We start from the raw sequence: 23392 nt of genomic DNA, 5'->3' as shown, positions 1-23392 counted from the left end.
AATATAAATAGCTGTTTATGAATATTTTAACTGATTTTTCAAAGTATTCTATTATTATTCTAGAATATGAAATATTTAGATAATTCAATAAAAAAGTAAAAAAGGGTTGCACTTTTGCATATAAATTATGTATATTATAAAATAAGTTTACCTAAGGAAACTTTTTAGTGCTTGACCATCAAAAGTGGTTCAATCTGTATTTTTTTTATTCTTATTTTTGCATTAAGGAAACATTTATAACTACACGAAAAAGGGGGATGTTTATGAAATTCATATGGAAGTCAATGGCGAGTGTTATGTTTGTTTTTCTTTTATTAGTCGGGTGTTCAACGGAGACGGATAATCAAACGGAGGGCAAGCTTGTAGTAGTGGCGACAACGGGAATGATTGGAGATTTAGTAGAGAATATTGGTGGAGAGCATGTGGAAGTAACAAGTTTAATGGGACCCGGAGTCGATCCGCATTTATACAAAGCAACTCAAGGAGATGTCAAGACACTTGATGGGGCAGATATGATTCTATATAACGGTCTTCATCTTGAAGGGAAAATGGAAGAGATTTTTGAGCAAATGGGCAAGCAAAAAACGACGATTGCGGTTTCTAAAGATATTGCTAAGGAAGAACTGCATGAAGTAAAGGCTGGGCAATATGATCCGCATATTTGGTTTGATGTTACGCTGTGGATGCAAGCTGCCGATACGGTCAATGAAGCATTAATAAAGGAAGATCCAGCCAATAAAGCAAGTTACCAAAAAAATTATGAAGCATATATTGAGAAATTAAAAGAACTACATGAATATGTTCAATCTGAAATCAATACGATTCCAGAATCACAACGTGTACTTGTTACAGCGCATGATGCATTTGGCTATTTCGGTGCAGCGTATGGATTAGAAGTGAAAGGGCTGCAAGGAATGAATACCGTATCCGAATACGGTTCTAAAGATGTCACCGATTTACGTGATTACTTAGTAGAAAAACAAATTAAAGCGATCTTCGTAGAAACGAGTGTTCCTAAAAAAGCAATCGAAGCCGTTATTCAAGGGGCTGAAAAGCAAGGGCATACTGTGAAAATTGGAGGAGAATTATTCTCAGATGCAATGGGAGAAAAAGGAACAGAAAAAGGAACGTATCTTGGAATGGTGCGTCACAATACCGATACGATTGTAAATGCGTTGAAATAAGGAGGGGTTTGGATGCCTAATGTATTAAAGGTAGAAGATTTTACAATTGCTTATCATAAAAAGCCAGTTATTGAATCTGTTTCTTTTGAAGTACCAGAAGGTAAGTTAATTGGGATTATCGGGCCAAATGGGGCAGGGAAATCCACTTTAATTAAAGGAATTTTAGAACTTGTTCCGCGTATTTCCGGGAAAGTAACGATTCAGGGAAAATCATATAGAGCGATGCGAAAAAACGTAGGCTATGTGCCGCAGCGTGAATCTGTTGATTGGGATTTTCCGACGAATGCTTTAGATGTTGTGATGATGGGGCGTTACGGCCACTTAGGATGGCTAAAGCGCCCTGGCAAGGCGGAAAAGCAAAAGGCGTTAGAGTGCTTAGACAAAGTAGGGATGGTTGATTATGCAAATCGACAAATTAGTCAGCTATCAGGCGGGCAACAGCAACGAATTTTTTTAGCAAGAGCTTTGGCGCAGGAAGCCGATTTATATTTTATGGATGAACCGTTTGTTGGTGTGGATGCAGCAACAGAGAAAGCGATTATTCAATTGCTTATGGAGCTAAAGCAGAGTGGCAAAACGGTGCTTGTCGTTCATCATGATCTTTCAACAGTAAAAGAGTATTTTGACTGGACGATTCTACTGAATAAACAGCTTATTCAAATAGGACCGACAGAAGAGGTGTTTACTCCGGAGCATTTACAAAAAACGTACGGCGGTAAACTTGCCATTTTATCTGATTCACAATCAGGATTGTTAATAAATTGAGGTGGAATCAATGAGTATATTAGAGGTCCTTCGTGACCCGAACACACAGTGGATTTTACTTGGAACGCTTTTGCTCGGTTTAAGTAGTGGTGTTATTGGAAGCTTTGCTTATCTGAGAAAACAATCTTTACTTGGAGATACACTTGCTCATGCAGCGCTTCCGGGTATTTGTATCGCTTTTATTTTAACCGGGGTTAAATCGATTTCTTTCTTTCTCTTTGGAGCAGCTATTGCTGGGATGATTGCGGTATTCTTCATTAGTGTATTAACAAAATATAGTCGAATTAAGCAAGATTCGGCGCTTGGGATTGTATTATCTTCTTTCTTTGGATTAGGTATTGTTTTATTAACACAAATTCAACAAAGTTCTTACGGAAATCAGAGTGGATTGGATAAATTTTTGTTTGGACAGACGGCCTCTATGGTCATGACCGATGTGTATGTGATGATGGGGGTGTCGCTTGTTTTAATCTTAGCTTGTACGCTGTTTTTTAAAGAATTTAAACTTTTATCTTTTGATCCAGGTTTTGCAAAGGGAATTGGTTTACCTGTCTTGTTATTGGATTATATCATTATGCTATTAATTGTTGGAGCGGTTGTGACTGGAATTCAAGCGGTTGGCGTTGTATTGATGGCAGCTTTACTCATCACACCAGCTGTTTCAGCTAGGTATTGGACAGAGCGATTACATGTAATGGTGATATTATCTGGTGTGTTTGGTATGGTAAGTGGAATAAGTGGTACGCTGCTCAGCGCAACTGTGAACAATTTACCCACCGGTCCACTGATTGTTCTTTCGGCAACGGGGTGGTTTGTATTTTCCTTATTATTTGCTCCGAATCGCGGCGTGGTAGCGAAGCTTTGGCGAAGGGGAGATACGAAACGGAAATATGAATTAATGCGTAAACTGCAAAAACAAGGAGTGCATCGCTATGAATGATTTTTGGATTATCCTTGTTGGAGCACTTGTTGCTTGTTCTTGTAGTGTTGTCGGTTGTTTTTTAGTGGTCAGAAAAATCGCGATGGTGGGGGATGCGATTAGTCATTCCGTATTGCCTGGAATTGTGTTAGCGTTTCTGTGGAGCGGATCAAGAGAATCTATTTTCATGTTAATGGGAGCTGCGCTACTTGGGCTATTAACTGTTTTTTTGATTCAACTATTTCAAAACTCAGGTGTTCAGGGGGATGCAGCGATTGGTGTTGTATTCACATCGCTTTTTGCTATCGGTGTTTTATTAGTTAGTTTGTATACGCAGCAAATTGATTTTGACTTAGAACATGTTTTGTATGGGGAGATTGCGTATACGCCGTGGCATATGTTGACGATTGCAGGTCAGGATATGGGCCCGAGAGCCATATGGATGGTTGGAAGCAGTTTCCTCATTAATATAATTCTCATCTTTGTATTCTTTAAGCAGTTTAAAATTTGTTCATTCGATGCAGCACTGGCAGCAGCAATGGGAATTCCCGTGATGTTTTTTCATTACTTATTAATGAGCCTTGTTTCCGTAACAACGGTCGCAGCTTTTGATAGTGTCGGTGCGATTCTTGTCGTGGGTATGCTTATTATTCCGGCTGCTACAGCGTATTTATTAACAGATCAATTACACCGAATGATTATAATCAGCATGGTTGTGGGCATTTTAAGCTCGGTAGTTGGCTATTATGCAGCGACTGCTTTAGACGCTTCAATTTCGGGATGTATGGTATGTGCTGCCGCTCTATTCTTTACTTTAGCGTTCTTGTTTTCACCGAGTCATGGGCTAATCAGCCGAATTTGGCGTCGTAAAGTCTCGTTAAAGAGTATTTAAAGAATGTACGATGTTTAGCGCAAGCTGCCTAGCCTTGAGGGGGTGACCAAGGCGCCTTGCGCTTTTCTTATACTATCAGAATTTATAAATGGTCATAACTTCTCCTTCGATATAGTTGTGATTTTGACTGTATAAAGTATAATGGGTAAGTGTGTTATTTTACTTTATATCTACAGTAAGATCCTTGCTAGGGGAGAGTTAGTATGCAGGAACAAAATAATTTTTCGTCGCGTATAGATTTTGGGTTAGTTACCATTTTATTGTTACTGTGTATTACAAGCTGTGTAGCCATTTATAGTGCACAATCAACAGGACAGTATTCAAGTAACTTTTTACTGAAACAAATTGTTTCTTATATGGTTGGAGTCGGGATTGTTTTGGGAGTCATTACATTAGACTCTGATCAATTAAAGAAAATATCTTGGTATGCATACGGCTTTGGGCTGTTTGTACTCCTAATGCTCGTCATTATGCCAGAAAGCATTGTCCCTCGAATTAATGGAGCAAGAAGTTGGTTTAAATTCCCAGGGTTTGGTACGATTCAGCCTTCGGAGTTTATGAAGGTATTCCTCATTTTGGCGCTTGCAAATGTCATTCACACACATCATTTGAAAAATTCGTTAAAAACGATTGAAACGGATTTATGGCTGCTCGGTAAATTAATTTTAGTTACTATGGCGCCGTTACTCCTCATTATGCAACAGCCGGATTTAGGAACCTCTCTTGTACTATGTGCTATTTTGGCAGGGATGATTTTTATTTCAGGAATATCGTGGAAAATATTGCTGCCGATTGTTTCAACAGCGGTTCTGCTTATTTCTACCATTTTTTATTTTATTTTATGGCAGCCTGATTTAATTAAGAAATATTTAGGTGTTAAAGAGTATCAGTTTGGACGTATTTATTCTTGGTTGGATCCTTATAACTATTCAAGTGCTGAAGGGTTTCATTTAATTAAATCGTTACTTGCAATTGGTTCAGGTCAAACATTTGGAAAAGGACTTGGCTCACGCGAGGTATATTTACCTGAAAGTCAAACCGATTTTATTTTCAGCGTTATTGGTGAAGAATATGGTTTTATCGGTTCTAGTATTGTGATTAGCTTATTTTTCCTATTGGTGTATCATATTACGAAAACAGGGATGGAAACGAAAAATAATTTCTACACGTATATTTGTGTCGGTGTAATTAGTATGCTGACGTTCCATGTATTCCAAAATATTGGGATGACAATCGGTGTTATGCCGATTACAGGGATTCCGCTGCCTTTTATTAGCTACGGAGGTAGTTCATTGATGGGGAATATGATGGCGATGGGCTTGATTTTCAGTATTCGTTATCATCATAAGAAATATATGTTCTAAAAAAGTCGACTTTTGTCGACTTTTTTAGTTTAGGTTCTATTAAATAATATTGTTGGTAAAACGGTAGAAGCCAAAACTCAACATCTTCTTATAACAAACCTTTAGTTTAGATAAAGACTTGTAATGAGTCTTGAAACTACATGATTCACGCTATCCTATTTTTTAAATTGGTTATTTTGGCTGTTTACTTTATTTTTTCCATGACGATTTTCTCCGCCAGGTCCAGCATCACCTTTGACGCTTGCTGCACTCACAGCAGCTTTCGATGGTTGATGTTTCTGCTTCATAATTGTTGTCACCTCCAATAATCACTCCTTTTATGTTTTCTAATTGGTGTGAAAATAATCAAAAAATAACTTGAAAAATTTACTGTTTAATCATTGAAAATTTTACATAAATATCCTATTATTAAAAGTAATAAAAGATTTTCACTTTTTTTTGCTTGAAAAATGAATGAGTATTCATTCAATACACTGCGTAAGGGGGATATGAGCTTGGTGCGACAAATACGAAAGGCTGCTGTTTTAGGATCAGGAGTTATGGGATCAGGGATTGCGGCACATCTCGCTAACATCGGCATTCCGACTTTATTATTAGATATGGTTCCTCGGGAACTCACAGAGGATGAGAAGAAAAAAGGGCTAACGCTTGAGGATAAATCTGTTCGAAATCGTATCAGTCAAACGGCGCTTTCAAAGCTGTTAAAGCAAAAGCCAGCACCGTTAACATCTAAAAAAAATCTAGCATTGATTGAGGTTGGAAATTTTGAGGATGATTTAGAACGGTTAAAAGATGTTGATTGGGTCATTGAGGTCGTTGTAGAGAATTTGGCAGTGAAAAAGAGCATATTTGAAAAAGTGGATCAGTTTCGGAAACTAGGCAGTATCGTTTCTTCGAATACATCGGGTATTTCTATTGAGGCAATGGCAGAGGGACGTTCGGAAGATTTCCAAAAACATTTTCTTGGCACGCATTTTTTTAACCCTCCGCGTTATTTGAAGTTATTAGAAATTATACCAACGAAGGCAACCGATTCCACAGTATTTGCTTTTATGAAGGAATTTGGTGAAAACGTACTTGGTAAAGGTGTTGTTGAAGCGAAGGATACACCGAACTTTATTGCAAACCGTATTGGCACATATGGCTTACTCGTGACTGTTCGTGAAATGTTAAAAGGCGGTTACAGTGTAGGAGAAGTGGATTCTATCACAGGTCCGCTCATCGGTCGACCAAAGAGTGCGACATTCCGTACGCTTGATGTCGTTGGGCTAGATACATTTGCACATGTTGCCAAAAACGTTTATGACCAAGTAAAAGGCGATGAACAAGAAATCTTTCGTACACCAGATTTTATGCAGAAAATGCTTGAAAAAGGTTGGATAGGCAGCAAATCGGAGCAAGGATTTTTTCTGAAAAAAGGTAAGGAAATTCTGGAGTTGAATCCTGAAACACTACAGTATGAAGAAAGAAAAAAATTACAAGCACCATCCATTGAGATGGCAAAGCAAACAAAAGGGTTTGCCAATAAAATGAAAGCGCTTGTATACAGCGAAGATTGTGCAGGTCAACTGCTATGGAATATAGTCATGCCAACGCTTGTTTATTCTGCTCAACTACTTGGTGAAATTGCTGAAACAATTGTAGATCTAGATCGGGCAATGAAATGGGGATTTGGCTGGTCAGCTGGGCCGTTTGAAATATGGGATGCGATTGGGATAGCGCAGTCTGCAGCTCGTTTAGAACAAGAAGGAATCGCTGTACCGCAATGGATAAAAGATTTTGTAGCTGCTGGACATGAAACTTTTTATAAAGAAGAGAACGGTATTGTTTCTTATTACGACAACGGCAACTATAAACAAGTAATTGAAAATCCGAGGGCCATTCATTTACAGACTATTAAAAAGCAAAAAGGGGTTATTAAGAAAAATAGTGGAGCAAGTTTAATTGATATTGGTGATGGTGTTATTTTACTTGAATTTACTTCACCGAACAATGCGATTGGTCTAGACATTGTACAAATGATTAATGCCGCTGTAGATGAAGCGGAAGCTAATTATAAAGGGTTAGTCATTGGAAACCAAGGTAAAAACTTCTGTGTTGGAGCCAATATCGCGATGATGTTAATGGAAGCCCAAGATGACAATATTTTCGAATTAGACTTCGTCATCAGGCAATTCCAAAATGCGATGCTCAAAATTAAATATAGTGCTGTTCCAGTAGTGGCTGCACCATTCAATATGACACTTGGCGGGGGAGCGGAAGTATCATTACCAGCCGCTAGGATTCAAGCCGCAACGGAAACGTATATTGGTCTTGTTGAGGCAGGCGTCGGTTTAATTCCTGGCGGTGGCGGAACGAAAGAGCTGTATATGAAAGCATTAAAAGGGCTTCCAAAAGGAGTATCTGTAGATATTCAACAAGTTGCTAATAAAGTGTTTGAAACAGTGGCGATGGCGAATGTTTCTACGTCTGCAGCAGAAGCTCGTGAAACGAACTTCTTGAACTTTGCCGATGGCATTAGTGTCAATCCGGATCATCAATTGCATGATGCTAAACAAGTTGTCCTTTCCCTGTATGAACAAGGGTATACACCGCCTGTTCGTGAAAAAGTTCCGGTAGTTGGCGAAAGCGGCTATGCAACGCTATTGCTTGGTGCAGAAGCGATGCGACTGTCTGGCTATTTGTCTGAACATGACATGGTGATTGCTAAAGAACTTGCTTATGTATTATCAGGAGGAAAACTGCCATTTGGAACGGAAGTCGATGAGCAATATTTATTAAATTTAGAAAGAGAAGCATTTTTACGATTGATTTCTATGCCGAAATCTCAGCAAAGAATGCAGCATATGCTTATTAAAGGGAAGCCGTTACGTAACTAATAGAACGATAAGAATAGTTTGATAGAGCAGCATTTTAATATGGATAGGGGGATCTGCATGAGAGAAGCGGTTATAGTAGCTGGAGCGCGGACTCCGGTAGGAAAAGCGAGGAAAGGTTCTCTTGCGACTGTACGACCGGATGATTTAGGGGCTCTTGTTGTGAAAGAAACATTAAAACGTGCTGGCAATTATGAAGGCAACATTGATGACTTAATTATGGGCTGTGCGATGCCTGAAGCAGAGCAAGGTTTAAATATGGCTAGAAATATTGGAGCGTTGGCAGGTTTGCCGCATACAGTTCCAGCCATTACGATTAATCGTTATTGTTCAAGCGGTTTGCAAAGTATTGCTTATGGAGCGGAACGAATTATGCTGGGGCAAAGCGATACCATTCTTGCAGGCGGAGCGGAGTCGATGAGTATGGTTCCGATGACTGGCCATGTTATGCGTCCTAACGCAAGGCTAGCGGAAACGGCTCCACAATATTATATGGGGATGGGACATACAGCGGAGGAAGTAGCGAAGAAATATGGTATTTCCCGCAAAGATCAAGATGAATTTGCAGTACGCAGTCATCAAAAAGCGGCTAAAGCGATTGCAGCAGGTAAATTTGTTGATGAAATTGTGCCCGTAGATGTAACGGTTCGTTCGGTAGGTCCAGATTTGAAACTAAAAGAAACGTCATTTCGCTTTACGGAAGATGAAGGAGTGCGAGCAAATACAACGGCTGAAGTACTAGGAAAGCTGCGCCCAGCCTTTTCAGTGACAGGGACGGTAACCGCTGGGAACGCGTCACAAACAAGTGATGGTGCTGCAGCAGTGATGGTCATGGATCGTGAAAAATCTAACGCCTTAGGTTTAAAACCAATTGGCAAGTTCCGTTCCTTTGCCGTTGCGGGTGTTCCGCCTGAAGTAATGGGAATCGGACCAATCGCAGCCATTCCTAAAGCGCTAAAATTAGCAGGCCTTGAATTATCAGATATCGGTTTGTTTGAGATAAATGAAGCGTTTGCTTCCCAATCAATTCAAATTATTCGTGAGCTTGGATTAAATGAGGAGATTGTAAATGTGAATGGCGGAGCGATTGCCCTAGGACATCCGCTTGGTTGCTCAGGGGCAAAGTTGACTTTATCGTTGCTTCATGAAATGAAACGACGCAATGAACAATTTGGAATTGTAACGATGTGTATTGGCGGCGGTATGGGCGCTGCTGGTGTGTTTGAATTACTAGCTTAATCAAGTGGAAGCCGTAAACGATGGATCACTAAATAGGGGGTAATCGGATGTCTAATCAAATAGAAAAGTTAATTAAAGGCGGCGGGTTTTTAGTTGAAGAAATTTCTTGTGAGCGTGTATTTACACCGGAAGACTTTACCGATGAACAATTAATGATTGCAAAAACAACGGAAGACTTTTTAGTCAATGAAGTGCTCCCACAAGTAGAACACTTAGAGAATCATGAATTTGAACGCTCTGTAAAACTATTAAAGCAAGCAGGTGAGCTTGGATTACTAGGGGCTGATGTTCCGGAAGAGTACGGTGGGTTAGGGCTTGATAAAATCAGCTCTGCTTTAATCGCTGAGAAGCTAGCACCAGCGGGTGGTTTTGGTATTTCTCATGGTGCACATGTTGGCATTGGTTCTTTGCCAATTGTTTTATTTGGGAATGAAGAGCAAAAACAAAAATATCTTCCGCTGCTTGCTACAGGTGAGAAGCTGGCTGCGTATGCTTTAACAGAGCCAAGTTCAGGATCGGATGCACTTGGAGCAAAAACGACGGCAAAGTTGAATGCGGAAGGCACCCACTATATTTTAAATGGCGAGAAGCAATGGATTACCAATGCGGGCTTTGCTGATGTATTCATTGTTTATGCAAAAATTGATGGTGAGAAATTTACGGCTTTCATTGTAGAACGTAATTATCCGGGTGTATCCACGGGTGTGGAAGAAAAGAAAATGGGAATTAAAAGCTCATCTACTCGTACATTAATTTTAGAAGATGCACAAGTTCCGGTGGAAAATCTACTTGGCGAAATTGGCAGAGGACACATCATTGCCTTTAATATTTTGAATATCGGCCGTTATAAATTAGGGGTAGGTGTGGTAGGCGGAGCGAAGTCAGCCTTTGAAACGACAGTTGCGTATACAAATCAACGTCAGCAATTTAAGACTCGTCTTTCTTCTTTTAATTTAACGAAAGAAAAGCTTTCAACAATGGCTTCTAAAATCTATGCAGCTGAAAGCTCTGTATATCGTACAGTTGGATTGTTTGAGCAGCGAATGGGGCAGCTTACAGATGAACAAATAAAGGATGGTAAAGCTGTAGCAGATTCTATTGCAGAGTATGCGATTGAATGCTCGATGAATAAATTCTTTGCATCGGAAGTATTAGATTATGTGGTGGATGAGGGGGTTCAACTACATGGCGGTTATGGATTTATGCAAGAATATCCAATCGAAAGGGCGTATCGTGATTCGCGCATTAACCGTATTTTTGAAGGAACAAACGAAATTAATCGCTTGATTGTACCTGGTACATTTTTGAAAAAGGCGTTAAAAGGAGAGTTGCCGCTTCTTCAAAAAGCACAAAGCTTGCAAGAAGAGCTTATGATGCTCATGCCGGAAGAAATTGGTGATGAACCATTAGCGCAAGAAAAAGCCTTGGTGCGAAATGCGAAGAAAATGGGTATTTTAGCAGCAGGATTAGCGGCTCAAAAATTCGGTACAAAGCTTGAACAAGAGCAAGAGCTGCTCGTCAATATTGCGGACATTGCCTCGCTTGCCTATGCAGCAGAGTCTGTCGTTCTTCGTACAGAAAAAGCCATTGCTAAAACAGGGATAGAAAAGAATCAACAAAAGTTGCTGTACACACAAATCTTTGTGCAAGAAGCTTTTAATCAAATCGAACAGCATGCAAAAGAAACACTAATTGCAGTCGAAACAGGAGACACATTGCGAATTTTCCTTGCTTCTCTTCGTAAATTGACTCGTCACACCCCAACGAATGTTATTGCGAAGAAACGTGAAGCTTCCGTTAAACTAATCGAAGCAGAGAAATATGTGGTGTAACCGCTCTTAAATGAATAGAAAAAGAGAATATCATTACAGGTATTCTCTTTTTTACTGTACAGAGGTAAAAGGTTTGTAAATAGAGGAAAAAACAGTTATTCTATCTCTAGGAGGTGAAATAATGAGCTTAACATTTTATTGGTACCCAAAATGCGGCACATGTCGCAATGCGAAAAAATGGCTCGATAGTCATCAACTTCAACATGAAACAATCCACATTGTCGAAAATCCTCCTTCTAGAGCTACAATTGAAACACTTTATAAGAAAAGTGGCCTTGAGTTAAAGAAATTTTTTAACACAAGCGGGCAAAAATATCGTGAGTTAGGTTTAAAGGATCGTCTAAAGGATGCTACTGAAACAGAGCTGCTTGATATTTTAGCGACAGATGGGATGTTATTGAAGCGACCAATTGTAACAGATGGCGATAAAGTAACAGTCGGATTTAAAGAAGATCAATTTGAGCAAACATGGAAATAAGAATTTTTATTGGAAAACCTTTATTATAAACAATCATATTGTATAATCTATCTTATAATAGAAAAGATTAACTAATACATAGTATGGAGGGAATTAAAATGACAACACCAAAAGAATTGCGTTACTCTGAAGAACATGAGTGGGTAAAAGTAGAAGGCGGCAACGTTCGCATTGGTATTACACACTTTGCTCAATCTGAATTAGGGGATATCGTGTTTGTAGAGCTTCCTGAAGTTGGAACTGAATTAAAAGCGGACGAGCCATTTGGTAGTGTAGAATCTGTAAAAACGGTTTCTGAATTATATGCACCAGTTAGCGGAAAAGTAGTTGAGGTGAACGAGGAACTTAGCGACAGCCCAGAGTATGTAAACGAATCACCATATGAAAAAGCATGGATGATTGTAATAGAACCATCTGATAGCAGCGAAATCGAACAATTGATGACAGCTGAACAATATGAGGAAATGACAAACGAAGGTTAATTTTAATTACAAGGAGAGGAGGCTTATATTGGCCTGCTCTCTTTTTTAAAAGAAGGTTTTGTTAAATATATAGTGTGAACACTATTTGTTTCAGAGAGATATTTCGTACACTTTTAGCTCATCTATTATAACTCGTGGGGAGGATGATTACCGTGGAATGGAGAGAATCCGATAAAGTAATCATTGTCGAAGGAAGTTCTGATAAGAAAAGAGTTCAGCTTGTATTAAATGAAGAAGTTGAAGTTGTTTGTACAAATGGAACGATTTCACAAGTCAAGCTTGACGAGTTCGTAGAAGAATTTGAAGACCGCGATGTATATATTTTCTTTGACGCAGATCAATCAGGAGAAAAGCTTCGAAAACAATTTAAGCGAGAATTACCAGAGGCAAGGCATATGTATATTAATAAAATGTATAAGGAAGTGGCAAGTGCGCCTTTATATCATCTCGCTTCTGTTTTACTCGCTGCTAATATAGATGTAAAAGTACAATTTTTAGAACAAAGGGTGAATGAATAGTATATGCAAGATTGGACAGAAACGGATGTACAAGCAGCTGCTAGGCAAGGTGACACCTTTTGTGTATATGCATATACGCCGATGTGTGGAACATGTCAGGTTGCTTCTAAAATGCTCACTGTTGCATTAGAACTTGTTCCGCAATTGACGATTGGAAAGATGAATATGAATTTTTTTCCTAGTATTGCGAAGCATTGTGAAATAGAGAGCGTACCATGTTTATTACTATATAAAGAGGGGAAACTGATTCAGAAGATTTATGCCTTTCAATCTGTTCCTTATTTATACACGACTCTTAAAGAATTTTTGGATAATTAAAAATAGTCTATCAATATCTATTGACGGACGATTATTAAAAGTGGTAAATTGACTGTAGTGAATTTTACACGACAATCGAATAATACTTATCGAGAGAGGTGGAGGGACTGGCCCGACGAAGCCCGGCAACCGGTATAATCTACACGGTGCTAATTCCAGCAGAGTATTGGCTCTGAAAGATAAGGAGAGTATATAGCCTCTTCTTAGGAAGGGGCTTTTGTTTTTTGGTAGCTCCTTCGTAGAAACATAAAGAGCCGTAGTAAAAGAAGAAGGGGAGAATAAAAAATGGCAGATAAAAATTATCGTTTTGAAACATTAAGTATTCATGGGGGATTGCAAGTTGATGAAACAGGAGCACGTTCATTGCCGGTTTATCAAAGCAATGCTTACTTATTCAAAGATACAGAGCATGCCGCTAATTTATTTGGATTAAAAGAAACAGGCTATATTTATACAAGACTTCATAATCCAACAGTTAGTGTGTTTGAAGAACGAGTGGCCCTTTTAGAAGGCGGAATAGGTGCTTTGGCTACCTCAAGTGGAATGGCTGCTATTACATTAGCAATTTTGAATATTGCTGGTGCAGGCGATGAAATTATCTCTTCTTCAACTATTTATGGCGGAACATACAATTTATTTGCTAATACACTTCCTAAATACGGAATCAAAGTGAAGTTTGTTGAGCCAAATAATCTAGAGAAATTTAAAGAATCGATTACACCTAGAACAAAGGCGATTTATGGAGAAACAATTGGAAATCCAAGCCTGAATGTATTAGATATTGAAGCGCTTGCTGACATTGCACATGAAGCAGGGATTCCATTAATTGTTGATAATACATTTGCGACTCCGTACTTATGCCGACCAATTGAATTTGGAGCAGATATTGTTGTGCATTCTGCAACAAAATGGTTACTAGGAAATGGAACAACGATGGGTGGAATTATTGTAGATGGAGGTAAGTTTGATTGGAATTCACCGAACTTCCCTGGATTTACGGAGCCAGATCCAAGTTATGATCATTTAGTATTTGCCGAGGCACTTGGACAGGCTGCATTTATTGTGAAAGCTCGTGTTCAATTGCTTCGTGATATTGGTGCAACGTTAAGTGCACAAAGTGCCTTTCAATTTACACTAGGACTTGAAACGTTACATGTACGAATGAAAGAGCATCTTGCTAATACAAAAGTGATTATTGACTATTTAGAACAACATCCGGCCGTTGAGTGGATTTCATATCCAGGTAAGGAAGACCATCCGGATAAAGCATTAGCTGATAAATATTTGCCTAAAGGGGCAGGTTCGATTATTACATTTGGTATTAAAGGCGGCCGAGAAGCTGGAGCGGCATTAATTAATTCCGTTCAACTATGGTCACATGTTGCGAATGTTGGAGATGCGAAGAGCTTAATTATCCATCCAGCTAGTACAACACATCAACAATTGAGTGATGCTGACTTACTGAAAGCAGGCGTAAGCGCAGACTTAGTTCGTTTATCTGTCGGCATTGAAAATGTAGAAGATTTAATTGATGATTTGAATCAAGCAATTGAAAAAGCGACAGCTGCGGCAGCGAAAGAAGTTGAATAAAACAGAATAGTCGGAAATCATTGACTTTTCTAAGATAATTGCACTCCCTATATATCTGTGATAAAATCACAAACATAATTATATATGAACTTAATCTATGTACGATTTAATTATATAGAATGTTACTCTTATCAAGAGCGGTGGAGGGATTGTGCCCGATGAAGCCCGGCAACCGGCAAAGCACTCGCTTTGAAAAGGTGCCAATTCACACAAAGTGTTATGCTTTGAGAGATGAGAGGAAGGATTAGTTTTTCCTGCCTCTCTGCTCATGTAGAGAGGTTTTTCTATTAAGGGTATATAAATCATTACATAGGAGAGTTTACTATCTTAATAGGTTTTATCTATTTTAGCGGGATGAACAGTCTCTATATTGTCGGGAGTGACAACTCGTTAAAGCAACTACCTTCAATGATATAGTTCGTTGATTGGATATAGAGGTGAGTGCAGTGATTTCTTTGTCAAAAGTCAACAAGTATTTCCGCTCAGGTACTGCGAAAAACGAGACCATTAAAGCGGTTAATAATGTGAATTTAACGATAAACAAGAGTGAAATTTTCGGTATAATTGGCTATAGCGGGGCTGGAAAAAGTACCCTGATCCGAATGTTAAATGGCCTAGAAACTCCTACAGAAGGTTCGGTTGTTGTAGCTGGTAAGGAAATTTCTAAAATTAAAGGTGCTGAGCTTCGCAAAGCACGCCAAGAGATTAGTATGATTTTCCAGCATTTCAATTTATTATGGTCAAGAACAGTTCAAGAAAATATTGCCTTTCCGCTTGAAATTGCGGGTGTTCCAGCTAAAAAACGAGCAGAACGTGTAAATGAACTGATTAAGCTTGTTGGGTTAGAAGGGCGTGAAAAAGCCTATCCTTCTCAACTAAGCGGTGGACAAAAGCAACGAGTCGGCATTGCGCGAGCGCTTGCAAATAATCCGAAAGTGTTGTTATGTGATGAGGCGACTTCAGCTTTAGATCCTCAGACGACGGACTCCATTTTAGATTTACTTGTCGATATTAATCAGCGTTTAGGGTTAACGATTGTACTGATTACACATGAAATGCACGTCATTCGTAAAATTTGCCATCGTGTCGCTGTAATGGAAAGTGGACAAGTTGTTGAGCAAGGCCCAGTTCTTGAAGTATTTAAAAACCCAACGGCTCCGATTACAAAGCGTTTTGTTCAGCAAGTAACAGAGCCAGAGGAAACAAAAGAAACGATCGAGAATTTGCTAGAACGTTTCCCAAAAGGAAAAGTCATTCAGCTTACTTTCGTTGGAGAAGATGTAGAAAGTCCTCTTATTACAAAGTTAGTTCGTAATTTTGAATTAGATGTTAATATCGTCCAAGGGAAAATTTCACAAACACGAAATGGCTCTTATGGAACACTATTTATTCATATTGATGGAAGTAATGAAGAAATTCTTCGCGCTATTCAATTTATAGAAGAGCAGCAAGTAGGCGTGGAGGTGATGACGCATGCTTGAAGAATTATTGCCGAATATAAATTGGGAAACGATGATTGAAGCAACAAATGAAACGTTATATATGACAGCGATTTCTGTCGCGGCCACTTTCTTTTTAGGGATTATACTTGGACTAGTTTTGTTCCTAACAGGGAAGGATAATTTATGGGAAAACCGATTCATCAATTGGATCATCAGTGCTTTTGTTAATATTTTTCGGTCTATCCCGTTCTTAATTTTAATTGTATTATTGATTCCATTTACGAAAGCGATTGTCGGAACGATGATTGGAGAAAATGCAGCATTACCTGCACTTATCATTGGTGCTGCACCGTTTTATGCACGAATGGTTGAAATTGGTCTTCGTGAAATTGATAAAGGGGTTATTGAAGCGGCAAGATCGATGGGAGCCAAAACGAGTACAATTATATGGAAAGTATTGCTTCCAGAATCTATGCCAGCCCTTATTTCGGGAATTACTGTTACATCAATTGCTTTAGTCGGTTATACGGCAATGGCTGGAGTAATTGGGGCTGGAGGACTTGGAAATTTAGCTTATTTAGAAGGGTTCCAGCGTAGTCAAAATGACGTAACACTAGTAGCAACAATTATTATTTTAATAATTGTCTTCATTATTCAAATGATTGGAGACTTTATTACATCAAAATTAGATAAAAGATAAGAGGGGATGAACAGAATGAAAAAGTTTTTAGGGTTTGCTTTAATTTTAGTTTTATCAATTGCCCTAGCTGCTTGCGGCAATGACAACAAAGATAATCAAGACGAAAAAGCCGCAGATAATGCAGAAGGAAACACAACGCTAAAAGTTGGCGCATCTAATACGCCGCATGCTGTTATTCTTGAAGAAGCAAAGCCGCTTCTTAAAGAAAAAGGTATTGATCTAGAAATCGTTCCATTCCAAGATTATGTATTGCCGAACAAAACATTAGCTGAGGGAGAATTGGATGCTAACTATTTCCAGCACATTCCTTACTTAGAATCACAAATTGCTGAGAATGGCTATGATTTTGTGAATGCGGGTGGTATTCATATTGAACCAATCGCGATTTATTCTAAAAAATACAAAAGCTTATCTGAACTTCCAAAAGGTGCAACACTTATTATGAGCAGCTCAGTAGCTGACCATGGTCGTGCGCTTTCTTTACTTGAAGAAAACGGTTTAATCACTTTAAAAGAAGGTATTGATAAAACAAAAGCAACAGTTGAAGATATTGTAGAGAACAAACGCGATATTAAATTTGAAGCGAAATACGAAGCTGCTCTTCTTCCAGAAATTTATGCAAATGGAGAAGGAGACGCTGTATTAATCAATTCTAACTACGCTATTGATGCTGGTTTAAATCCTGTTGAGGATTCAATTGCTATTGAAGATTCAAAATCACCGTATGTAAACGTTATTGCAGTGAATAAGAAAGACGAAAATAACGAAGCAATTAAAACATTAGTAGAAGTGTTACGCTCAAAAGAAATTCAAGATTTCATTACGAAAGAATTTAAGGGTGCGGTTGTACCTGTAAGTGAATAAGTGATGAAGAGAGGCGACTTGTTAATAGGCAAGTCGTCTTTTTCAAGTGTTTCTAGGGTAGATAAAAGTCAAGAAGTACTATTTTACTCTGATTAAATGAAAAAGGTCTTTCAACGATAGGTCTTGAAGGGTAAAATGATAAGTGTTGAGTTTACATACATATGGGAATACTATTTAACAGGCTTTGTTTTTGCTCAACGTGTGATTTCGAATGAAGTCATCCAACAATCAACAGCGTGTTACACGGCGACTTTAATATTAACTATTAATGTGTAATGTGATAACGGATGTTTTCTCGTATAATAATATGTCGTAAACAAAAGATAGTAGAGGTCGATGTTTGATTTTATGTTTACATATTTGTTGATGGAATAATGGAGTAAGTAATAAAGTAAGGTGTGACATAAATCACATATAAATGGTTGCTTCCTAATTAAATTTGTTATAAAATTAGAATGAGAATAAAATGAGAATGCATGTTAAGAAAATAAAAACACATTATTTTCTAAATAAAATAGGAATTAGTTCACGGAGGTATAATTATGTCAGGTTCTACTTTAACGATTAAAGATCTTCATGTATCAATTGAAGGTAAAGAAATTTTAAAAGGGGTTAACCTTGAAGTAAAAGGCGGAGAAATCCATGCAATCATGGGACCGAATGGTACAGGTAAATCTACGCTTTCTTCAGCGATTATGGGTCACCCTAAATATGAAGTAACAAGCGGAAGCATTACTCTTGATGGTGAAGACGTATTAGAAATGGAAGTAGATGAGCGTGCTAAAGCTGGTCTTTTCCTTGCTATGCAATATCCAAGTGAAATTAGCGGAGTGACAAATGCTGATTTCTTACGTTCAGCTATTAATGCACGTCGTGAAGAAGGCGATGAAATTTCTTTAATGAAGTTCATTCGTACAATGGACGCAAAGATGGAATTTTTAGAAATGAACGAAGATATGGCACAACGTTATTTAAACGAAGGATTCTCAGGTGGAGAAAAGAAACGTAATGAAATTCTTCAATTGATGATGATTGAACCAAAAATTGCAATCTTGGATGAAATCGATTCTGGTCTTGATATCGACGCTCTTAAAGTTGTATCAAAAGGAATTAATGAAATGCGCGGCGAAGATTTCGGTTGCCTTATGATTACACATTATCAACGTTTATTAAACTACATTACTCCTGATTACGTTCACGTAATGATGCAAGGTCGAGTTGTGAAATCTGGCGGTCCAGAATTAGCTGCACGTTTAGAAGCAGAAGGATATGACTGGATTAAACAAGAATTAGGTATTGAAGACGAAACTGTCGGCGAAGAAGCATAAGTAGGAGGATTTGTCATGACTACAGAAACGAAATTACCGTTTGAAAAAGAGGATATTAACTCTCTTTCAACTCAAAATAATGAACCAGCTTGGCTAACTGAGCTTCGTGTTCAAGCGTTTTCTGACTTAGAAAACCTACCGATGCCAAAGCCAGACAAAACAAAGATTGATAAGTGGAACTTTACCGCTTTTCGTAAACATTCAATCGAGAGTGAAGTTTTTACATCAGTAGATGAGCTTCCAGAACAAGTGAAATCGATTGTGGCTATTGAAGAAAAGCGTAACTTATATATTCAACGTAATAATACGCCGGCTTATACAAGTCTTTCAGCTGAGTTGAAAGAACAAGGTGTTATTTTTACAGATATTCTAACAGCAGCTCGCGATCATGCAGAGCTTGTGCAGAAATATTTTATGAAAGACGGCGTAAAAGTAAATGAGCATCGCTTAACAGCTCTTCACGCAGCATTGTTAAACGGAGGTGCTTTCTTATACGTTCCAAAAAACGTAGAAGTAAAAGAACCAATTCAAGCGATTTTCTTAATCGATGATGCGGATGCAACGCTGTTCAACCATGTATTAATCGTGGCAGAAGATAACAGCTCTGTAACGTATGTAGAAAACTATTTCTCAACTGTGGAAACGACAAATGGTATCGCAAACATCGTAACAGAAGTCATTGCCAATGCAAATGCGAAAGTAACATATGGTGCAGTGGATACGTTAAATAAAGGGTATACAACATATGTAAACCGTCGCGGTGTAGTTGGGCGAGATGCACGTATCGAGTGGGCACTTGGCTTAATGAATGATGGAGATACGATTTCAGATAATACAACGTATCTAATGGGCGATGGCTCTTCAGGTGATACGAAAACGGTTGTTGTTGGTCGTGGAGAACAAAAACAAAACTTCACTACGCAAGTGATTCATTACGGTTTACGTTCCGATGGACAAATTCTAAAGCACGGGGTTATGAAAGATAGTGCTTCTAGTATTTTCAACGGAATCGGAAAAATTGAGCATGGTGCAACGAAAGCAAATGCTGAACAAGAATCACGCGTGCTTATGTTAAGTGAAAAAGCTCGTGGAGACGCGAATCCAATTCTTCTTATTGATGAAGACGATGTTACAGCAGGACACGCAGCATCTGTAGGTCGCGTAGATCCATTGCAACTTTATTATTTAATGAGTCGTGGTATTTCCAAACAAGAAGCAGAACGTTTAGTTATTCACGGATTCTTGGCCCCTGTTGTTAATGAACTTCCAATCGAAGGTGTGAAAAAACAACTTGTTGAGGTCATTGAAAGGAAAGTTAAGTAATGAACCCATACGAAATTCGTAAGCTTTTCCCTATATTAAATCAAGAAGTAAACGGTCAGCCATTAGTATATTTAGATAGTGCTGCGACATCGCAAAAACCGGCTGTAGTTATCGAAGCGATTGAACAATATTATCGCGGGTACAATTCGAACGTACATCGCGGAGTGCATACACTTGGAACAAAAGCTACGGATGCGTATGAAGGAGCTCGTGAAAAAGTCCGTAAATTCATTAATGCTTCCTCTAGTGAAGAGATTATCTTCACTAGAGGAACAACCACTTCTTTAAATACGGTAGCAAGAAGCTATGGTCTGGCTAATGTACAAGAAGGGGATGAAATCGTCATCTCGTATATGGAGCACCATAGTAATATCATTCCTTGGCAGCAAGTTGCGAAACAAACGGGTGCTGTGTTGAAATATATTCCACTTCAAGAAGATGGTACGATTTCACTTGAGGATGTACGAGCAACGGTAACGAATGCAACAAAAATCGTATCTGTTATGCATGTGTCAAACGTTCTTGGCACGATCAATCCCGTTAAAGAAATTGCGGCGATTGCTCATGAGCACGGGGCGATTATGGTTGTGGATGGGGCACAAAGCACACCGCATTTAAAAGTGGATGTGCAGGATCTTGATTGTGATTTCTTCGCTTTCTCTGGTCATAAAATGGCTGCGCCAACTGGTATTGGAGCGCTTTACGGTAAAAAAGAATTATTAGAAAACATGGAGCCGGTTGAATTTGGCGGCGAAATGATTGATTTTGTAGGTTTATATGAATCAACATGGAAAGAGCTTCCGTGGAAGTTCGAGGGTGGTACTCCGATTATTGCTGGAGCGATTGGCTTAGGAGCGGCTATTGATTTCCTAGAGGAAATTGGTTTAGACAATATTGAACGTCATGAGCATCATTTAGCTGCATATGCAATGGAAAAAATGTCGACGATTGAAGGTATGACAATCTACGGTCCGAAAGATTCGGCAAAACGTGCAGGTGTTATTACATTCAACTTGGAAGATGTACATCCGCATGATGTAGCTACAGTTCTAGATGCAGATGGGATTGCCGTGCGTGCAGGTCATCATTGTGCTCAACCATTAATGAAATGGTTAGATGTTTCAGCGACAGCGCGAGCAAGTTTCTACCTATATAACACGGAAGAAGACATTGATAAGTTAGTTTCATCACTTATCAAAACAAAGGAGTATTTTAGTAATGTCTTTTAATAACTTAGATACACTTTACCGACAAGTCATTATGGATCATTATAAAAAACCGCGTAATAAAGGTATTCTTGAAGATGGCAGCCTGACAATTGATATGAATAACCCAACTTGTGGAGACCGAATTCGTTTAACGATGAAGGTTGAAGAAGATAAAGTGGTTGACGTGAAGTTTGAAGGAGAAGGATGCTCCATTTCGATGAGTTCAGCATCCATGATGACAGAAGCAATTAAAGGAAAAGATATTAAAACGGCAATGAAGTTGTCACATATTTTTTCTGAAATGATTCAAGGCAAAGAATACGATGAAGAAGATTTAGACCTTGGAGATATTGAAGCACTTCAAGGTGTATCGAAATTTCCAGCACGTATTAAGTGTGCGACATTAGCTTGGAAAGCGATGGAAAAAGGACTTCAGGAATAAACAATCAAAATGCTGATTCACATTCAGCAATTTGAAAAGGAGGAATACGAGCTATGGCAAAGAAAATGCCTGAGATTGGTGATTATAAATATGGCTTTGCGGATAGAGATGTCTCGATTTTCCGTTCAAAGCGTGGCTTAACAAAAGAAATCGTGGAAGAAATTTCACGCATGAAGGAAGAGCCGCAATGGATGCTCGACTTCCGTTTAAAATCATTAGAACACTTCTATAATATGCCAATGCCTCAATGGGGCGGAGATTTAGGAAGTTTAAACTTCGATGAGATTACGTATTATGTAAAACCATCTGAGAAATCAGAGAAGTCATGGGATGAAGTACCGGATGAAATTAAACAAACGTTTGATAAACTAGGGATTCCTGAAGCAGAGCAAAAATATTTAGCAGGTGTTTCCGCGCAATATGAATCAGAAGTTGTGTATCACAATATGAAAGAAGATTTGGAAGACTTAGGAATTGTCTTCAAAGATACGGACTCTGCTTTAAAAGAGAATGAAGATATTTTCCGTGAGCACTGGGCGAAAGTAATTCCACCGACTGATAATAAATTCGCAGCTTTAAACTCTGCTGTATGGTCTGGTGGCTCATTCATCTATGTACCAAAAGGTGTAAAAGTAGATACGCCATTACAAGCGTATTTCCGTATTAACTCTGAAAACATGGGACAATTCGAGCGTACGTTAATTATTGTTGACGAAGACGCACATGTTCATTATGTAGAAGGATGTACAGCTCCTGTTTATACAACGAACTCTCTTCATAGTGCGGTTGTTGAAATCATTATTAAACGTGGTGCATATTGCCGTTATACAACGATTCAAAACTGGGCGAACAACGTCTTTAACTTAGTTACAAAACGTGCAGTATGTGAAGAAAACGCAACAATGGAATGGATTGATGGTAATATCGGTTCTAAATTAACGATGAAATACCCGGCTGTTATTTTAAAAGGTGAAGGCGCACGTGGGATGACATTATCTATCGCCATTGCTGGTAAAGGACAACACCAAGATGCTGGTGCTAAAATGATTCACCTTGCACCAAATACATCTTCTACAATTGTATCTAAATCGATTGCAAAACACGGCGGAAAAGTAACGTATCGTGGAATCGTACAATTTGGACGTAAAGCGGATGGCGCTCGTGCTAATATTGAGTGTGATACATTAATTATGGATAATCAGTCTACTTCTGATACGATTCCATACAATGAAATCCTTAATGACAACATTTCGTTAGAGCATGAAGCGAAAGTGTCTAAAGTGTCGGAAGAGCAATTGTTCTATTTAATGAGCCGTGGAATTTCTGAGCAGGAAGCAACAGAAATGATTGTTATGGGCTTCATTGAACCATTTACAAAAGAACTTCCAATGGAATATGCCGTAGAAATGAACCGTTTAATCAAGTTCGAGATGGAAGGTTCTATTGGATAATTGCATATCGATAAAAAAGCTGCCTATTTTATAGGTAGTTTTTTTATTGGTCAATAGCCAAAAGCCGTTGATAAATGTTTAGGCAGGGGCGTCTTTAGCTTAGCTTTTTGGTCCTTTGAGATATATGTTAAAATAAAGAAAACTGCGGAATAGGTTGGTTAGGATGATTTATATCGG

General features: G+C 38.6%; 23 protein-coding genes and 2 riboswitches. Of the genes, 22 read left to right on the top strand and 1 reads right to left on the bottom strand.

All coding sequences use genetic code 11. From position 1 onward, the window contains the following. Positions 1–263: 263 nt before the first annotated feature. From V7068_RS10975 to rodA, 5 genes are all read left to right on the top strand, one after another. Positions 264–1184: a metal ABC transporter solute-binding protein, Zn/Mn family gene (locus V7068_RS10975; RefSeq protein ID WP_499712770.1), complete on the top strand. Its 921-nt coding sequence runs from the start codon at positions 264–266 to the stop codon at positions 1182–1184. A gap of 12 nt (positions 1185–1196) precedes the next feature. Beyond that, entirely contained in the window at positions 1197–1949 is a 753-nt protein-coding gene (locus V7068_RS10970) for a metal ABC transporter ATP-binding protein (protein ID WP_127761953.1), read from the top strand. 10 nt (positions 1950–1959) lie between these two features. Then, complete coding sequence (locus tag V7068_RS10965) at positions 1960–2889, top strand: metal ABC transporter permease (RefSeq protein WP_499712769.1); 930 nt, start codon at positions 1960–1962, stop codon at positions 2887–2889. Continuing rightward, entirely contained in the window at positions 2882–3760 is an 879-nt protein-coding gene (locus V7068_RS10960; RefSeq protein ID WP_499712768.1) for a metal ABC transporter permease, read from the top strand. The genes V7068_RS10965 and V7068_RS10960 overlap by 8 nt, the downstream gene beginning before the upstream one ends. Positions 3761–3963: 203 nt before the next feature. Next, positions 3964–5124 carry a rod shape-determining protein RodA gene (rodA, locus tag V7068_RS10955; RefSeq protein ID WP_119118467.1) on the top strand — a complete coding sequence of 387 codons (1161 nt, stop codon included), beginning with the start codon at positions 3964–3966 and terminating at the stop codon, positions 5122–5124. Between the two features lie 155 nt (positions 5125–5279). Here the strand turns inward: rodA and V7068_RS10950 are convergent, their stop codons facing one another. Beyond that, positions 5280–5414 carry a YuzL family protein gene (locus V7068_RS10950; RefSeq protein ID WP_252283586.1) on the bottom strand — a complete coding sequence of 45 codons (135 nt, stop codon included), beginning with the start codon at positions 5412–5414 and terminating at the stop codon, positions 5280–5282. Positions 5415–5618: 204 nt separating this feature from the next. On the opposite strand from V7068_RS10950, the gene V7068_RS10945 reads away from it, so the two are divergent. The 17 genes from V7068_RS10945 to sufB all read left to right on the top strand — a co-directional run bounded on the left by V7068_RS10945 (position 5619) and on the right by sufB (position 23215). Then, positions 5619–8003, top strand: a complete 2385-nt coding sequence (locus V7068_RS10945) for a 3-hydroxyacyl-CoA dehydrogenase/enoyl-CoA hydratase family protein (RefSeq protein WP_499712766.1) — start codon at positions 5619–5621, stop codon at positions 8001–8003. Between the two features lie 57 nt (positions 8004–8060). Then, positions 8061–9239, top strand: coding sequence for an acetyl-CoA C-acetyltransferase (locus tag V7068_RS10940; protein WP_499712764.1), 1179 nt, complete (start codon positions 8061–8063; stop codon positions 9237–9239). Positions 9240–9286: 47 nt separating this feature from the next. Beyond that, complete coding sequence (locus V7068_RS10935) at positions 9287–11071, top strand: acyl-CoA dehydrogenase FadE (RefSeq protein WP_499712763.1); 1785 nt, start codon at positions 9287–9289, stop codon at positions 11069–11071. Positions 11072–11192: 121 nt separating this feature from the next. After that, positions 11193–11549, top strand: a complete 357-nt coding sequence (locus tag V7068_RS10930) for an arsenate reductase family protein (protein ID WP_127761945.1) — start codon at positions 11193–11195, stop codon at positions 11547–11549. A gap of 98 nt (positions 11550–11647) precedes the next feature. Next, entirely contained in the window at positions 11648–12031 is a 384-nt protein-coding gene (gene gcvH / locus V7068_RS10925; RefSeq protein ID WP_499712761.1) for a glycine cleavage system protein GcvH, read from the top strand. A gap of 143 nt (positions 12032–12174) precedes the next feature. Continuing rightward, positions 12175–12549 (top strand): toprim domain-containing protein, encoded by a 375-nt coding sequence (locus V7068_RS10920; RefSeq protein ID WP_180319799.1) that lies wholly within the window; start codon positions 12175–12177, stop codon positions 12547–12549. 3 nt (positions 12550–12552) lie between these two features. Beyond that, positions 12553–12867, top strand: coding sequence for a thioredoxin family protein (locus V7068_RS10915; protein ID WP_127761942.1), 315 nt, complete (start codon positions 12553–12555; stop codon positions 12865–12867). Between the two features lie 83 nt (positions 12868–12950). Further along, positions 12951–13053, top strand: a riboswitch (SAM riboswitch). A gap of 99 nt (positions 13054–13152) precedes the next feature. Beyond that, entirely contained in the window at positions 13153–14457 is a 1305-nt protein-coding gene (locus V7068_RS10910) for an O-acetylhomoserine aminocarboxypropyltransferase/cysteine synthase family protein (protein ID WP_499712759.1), read from the top strand. A 125-nt stretch (positions 14458–14582) separates the two neighbouring features. Next, positions 14583–14695: riboswitch (SAM riboswitch) on the top strand. Between the two features lie 208 nt (positions 14696–14903). Beyond that, complete coding sequence (locus V7068_RS10905; protein WP_499712758.1) at positions 14904–15938, top strand: methionine ABC transporter ATP-binding protein; 1035 nt, start codon at positions 14904–14906, stop codon at positions 15936–15938. Beyond that, on the top strand, positions 15931–16599 hold the full coding sequence (locus tag V7068_RS10900) for a methionine ABC transporter permease (RefSeq protein ID WP_127761939.1): 669 nt from the start codon (positions 15931–15933) through the stop codon (positions 16597–16599). The genes V7068_RS10905 and V7068_RS10900 overlap by 8 nt, the downstream gene beginning before the upstream one ends. Before the next feature lie 15 nt (positions 16600–16614). Beyond that, positions 16615–17463: a MetQ/NlpA family ABC transporter substrate-binding protein gene (locus tag V7068_RS10895; protein ID WP_499712757.1), complete on the top strand. Its 849-nt coding sequence runs from the start codon at positions 16615–16617 to the stop codon at positions 17461–17463. Between the two features lie 135 nt (positions 17464–17598). Then, a complete protein-coding gene (locus V7068_RS10890; RefSeq protein WP_499712756.1) occupies positions 17599–17739 on the top strand; it encodes a hypothetical protein in 141 nt (46 codons plus the stop codon). Between the two features lie 266 nt (positions 17740–18005). Continuing rightward, the gene (gene sufC / locus V7068_RS10885) at positions 18006–18791 is read left to right on the top strand and encodes a Fe-S cluster assembly ATPase SufC (RefSeq protein WP_252291661.1); all 786 of its coding nucleotides are present in this window, start codon (positions 18006–18008) and stop codon (positions 18789–18791) included. A gap of 15 nt (positions 18792–18806) precedes the next feature. Continuing rightward, positions 18807–20114, top strand: a complete 1308-nt coding sequence (gene sufD, locus V7068_RS10880; protein WP_499712754.1) for a Fe-S cluster assembly protein SufD — start codon at positions 18807–18809, stop codon at positions 20112–20114. After that, positions 20114–21343, top strand: a complete 1230-nt coding sequence (locus V7068_RS10875; protein ID WP_499712753.1) for a cysteine desulfurase — start codon at positions 20114–20116, stop codon at positions 21341–21343. The genes sufD and V7068_RS10875 overlap by 1 nt, the downstream gene beginning before the upstream one ends. After that, on the top strand, positions 21333–21764 hold the full coding sequence (sufU, locus tag V7068_RS10870; RefSeq protein WP_127761935.1) for a Fe-S cluster assembly sulfur transfer protein SufU: 432 nt from the start codon (positions 21333–21335) through the stop codon (positions 21762–21764). Before V7068_RS10875 ends, sufU begins: the two co-directional genes overlap by 11 nt. 53 nt (positions 21765–21817) lie before the next feature. Continuing rightward, positions 21818–23215: a Fe-S cluster assembly protein SufB gene (gene sufB, locus V7068_RS10865; RefSeq protein WP_252287258.1), complete on the top strand. Its 1398-nt coding sequence runs from the start codon at positions 21818–21820 to the stop codon at positions 23213–23215. The last annotated feature ends 177 nt before the right edge of the window (positions 23216–23392 follow it).

The sequence above is a fragment of the Bacillus sp. JJ634 genome (assembly GCF_036962285.1).
GTDB lineage: Bacteria > Bacillota > Bacilli > Bacillales > DSM-1321 > Peribacillus > Peribacillus asahii_A.
The sequence above is the reverse complement of the archived record's forward strand: the minus strand, read 5'-3'. Positions and strand labels throughout refer to the sequence as shown.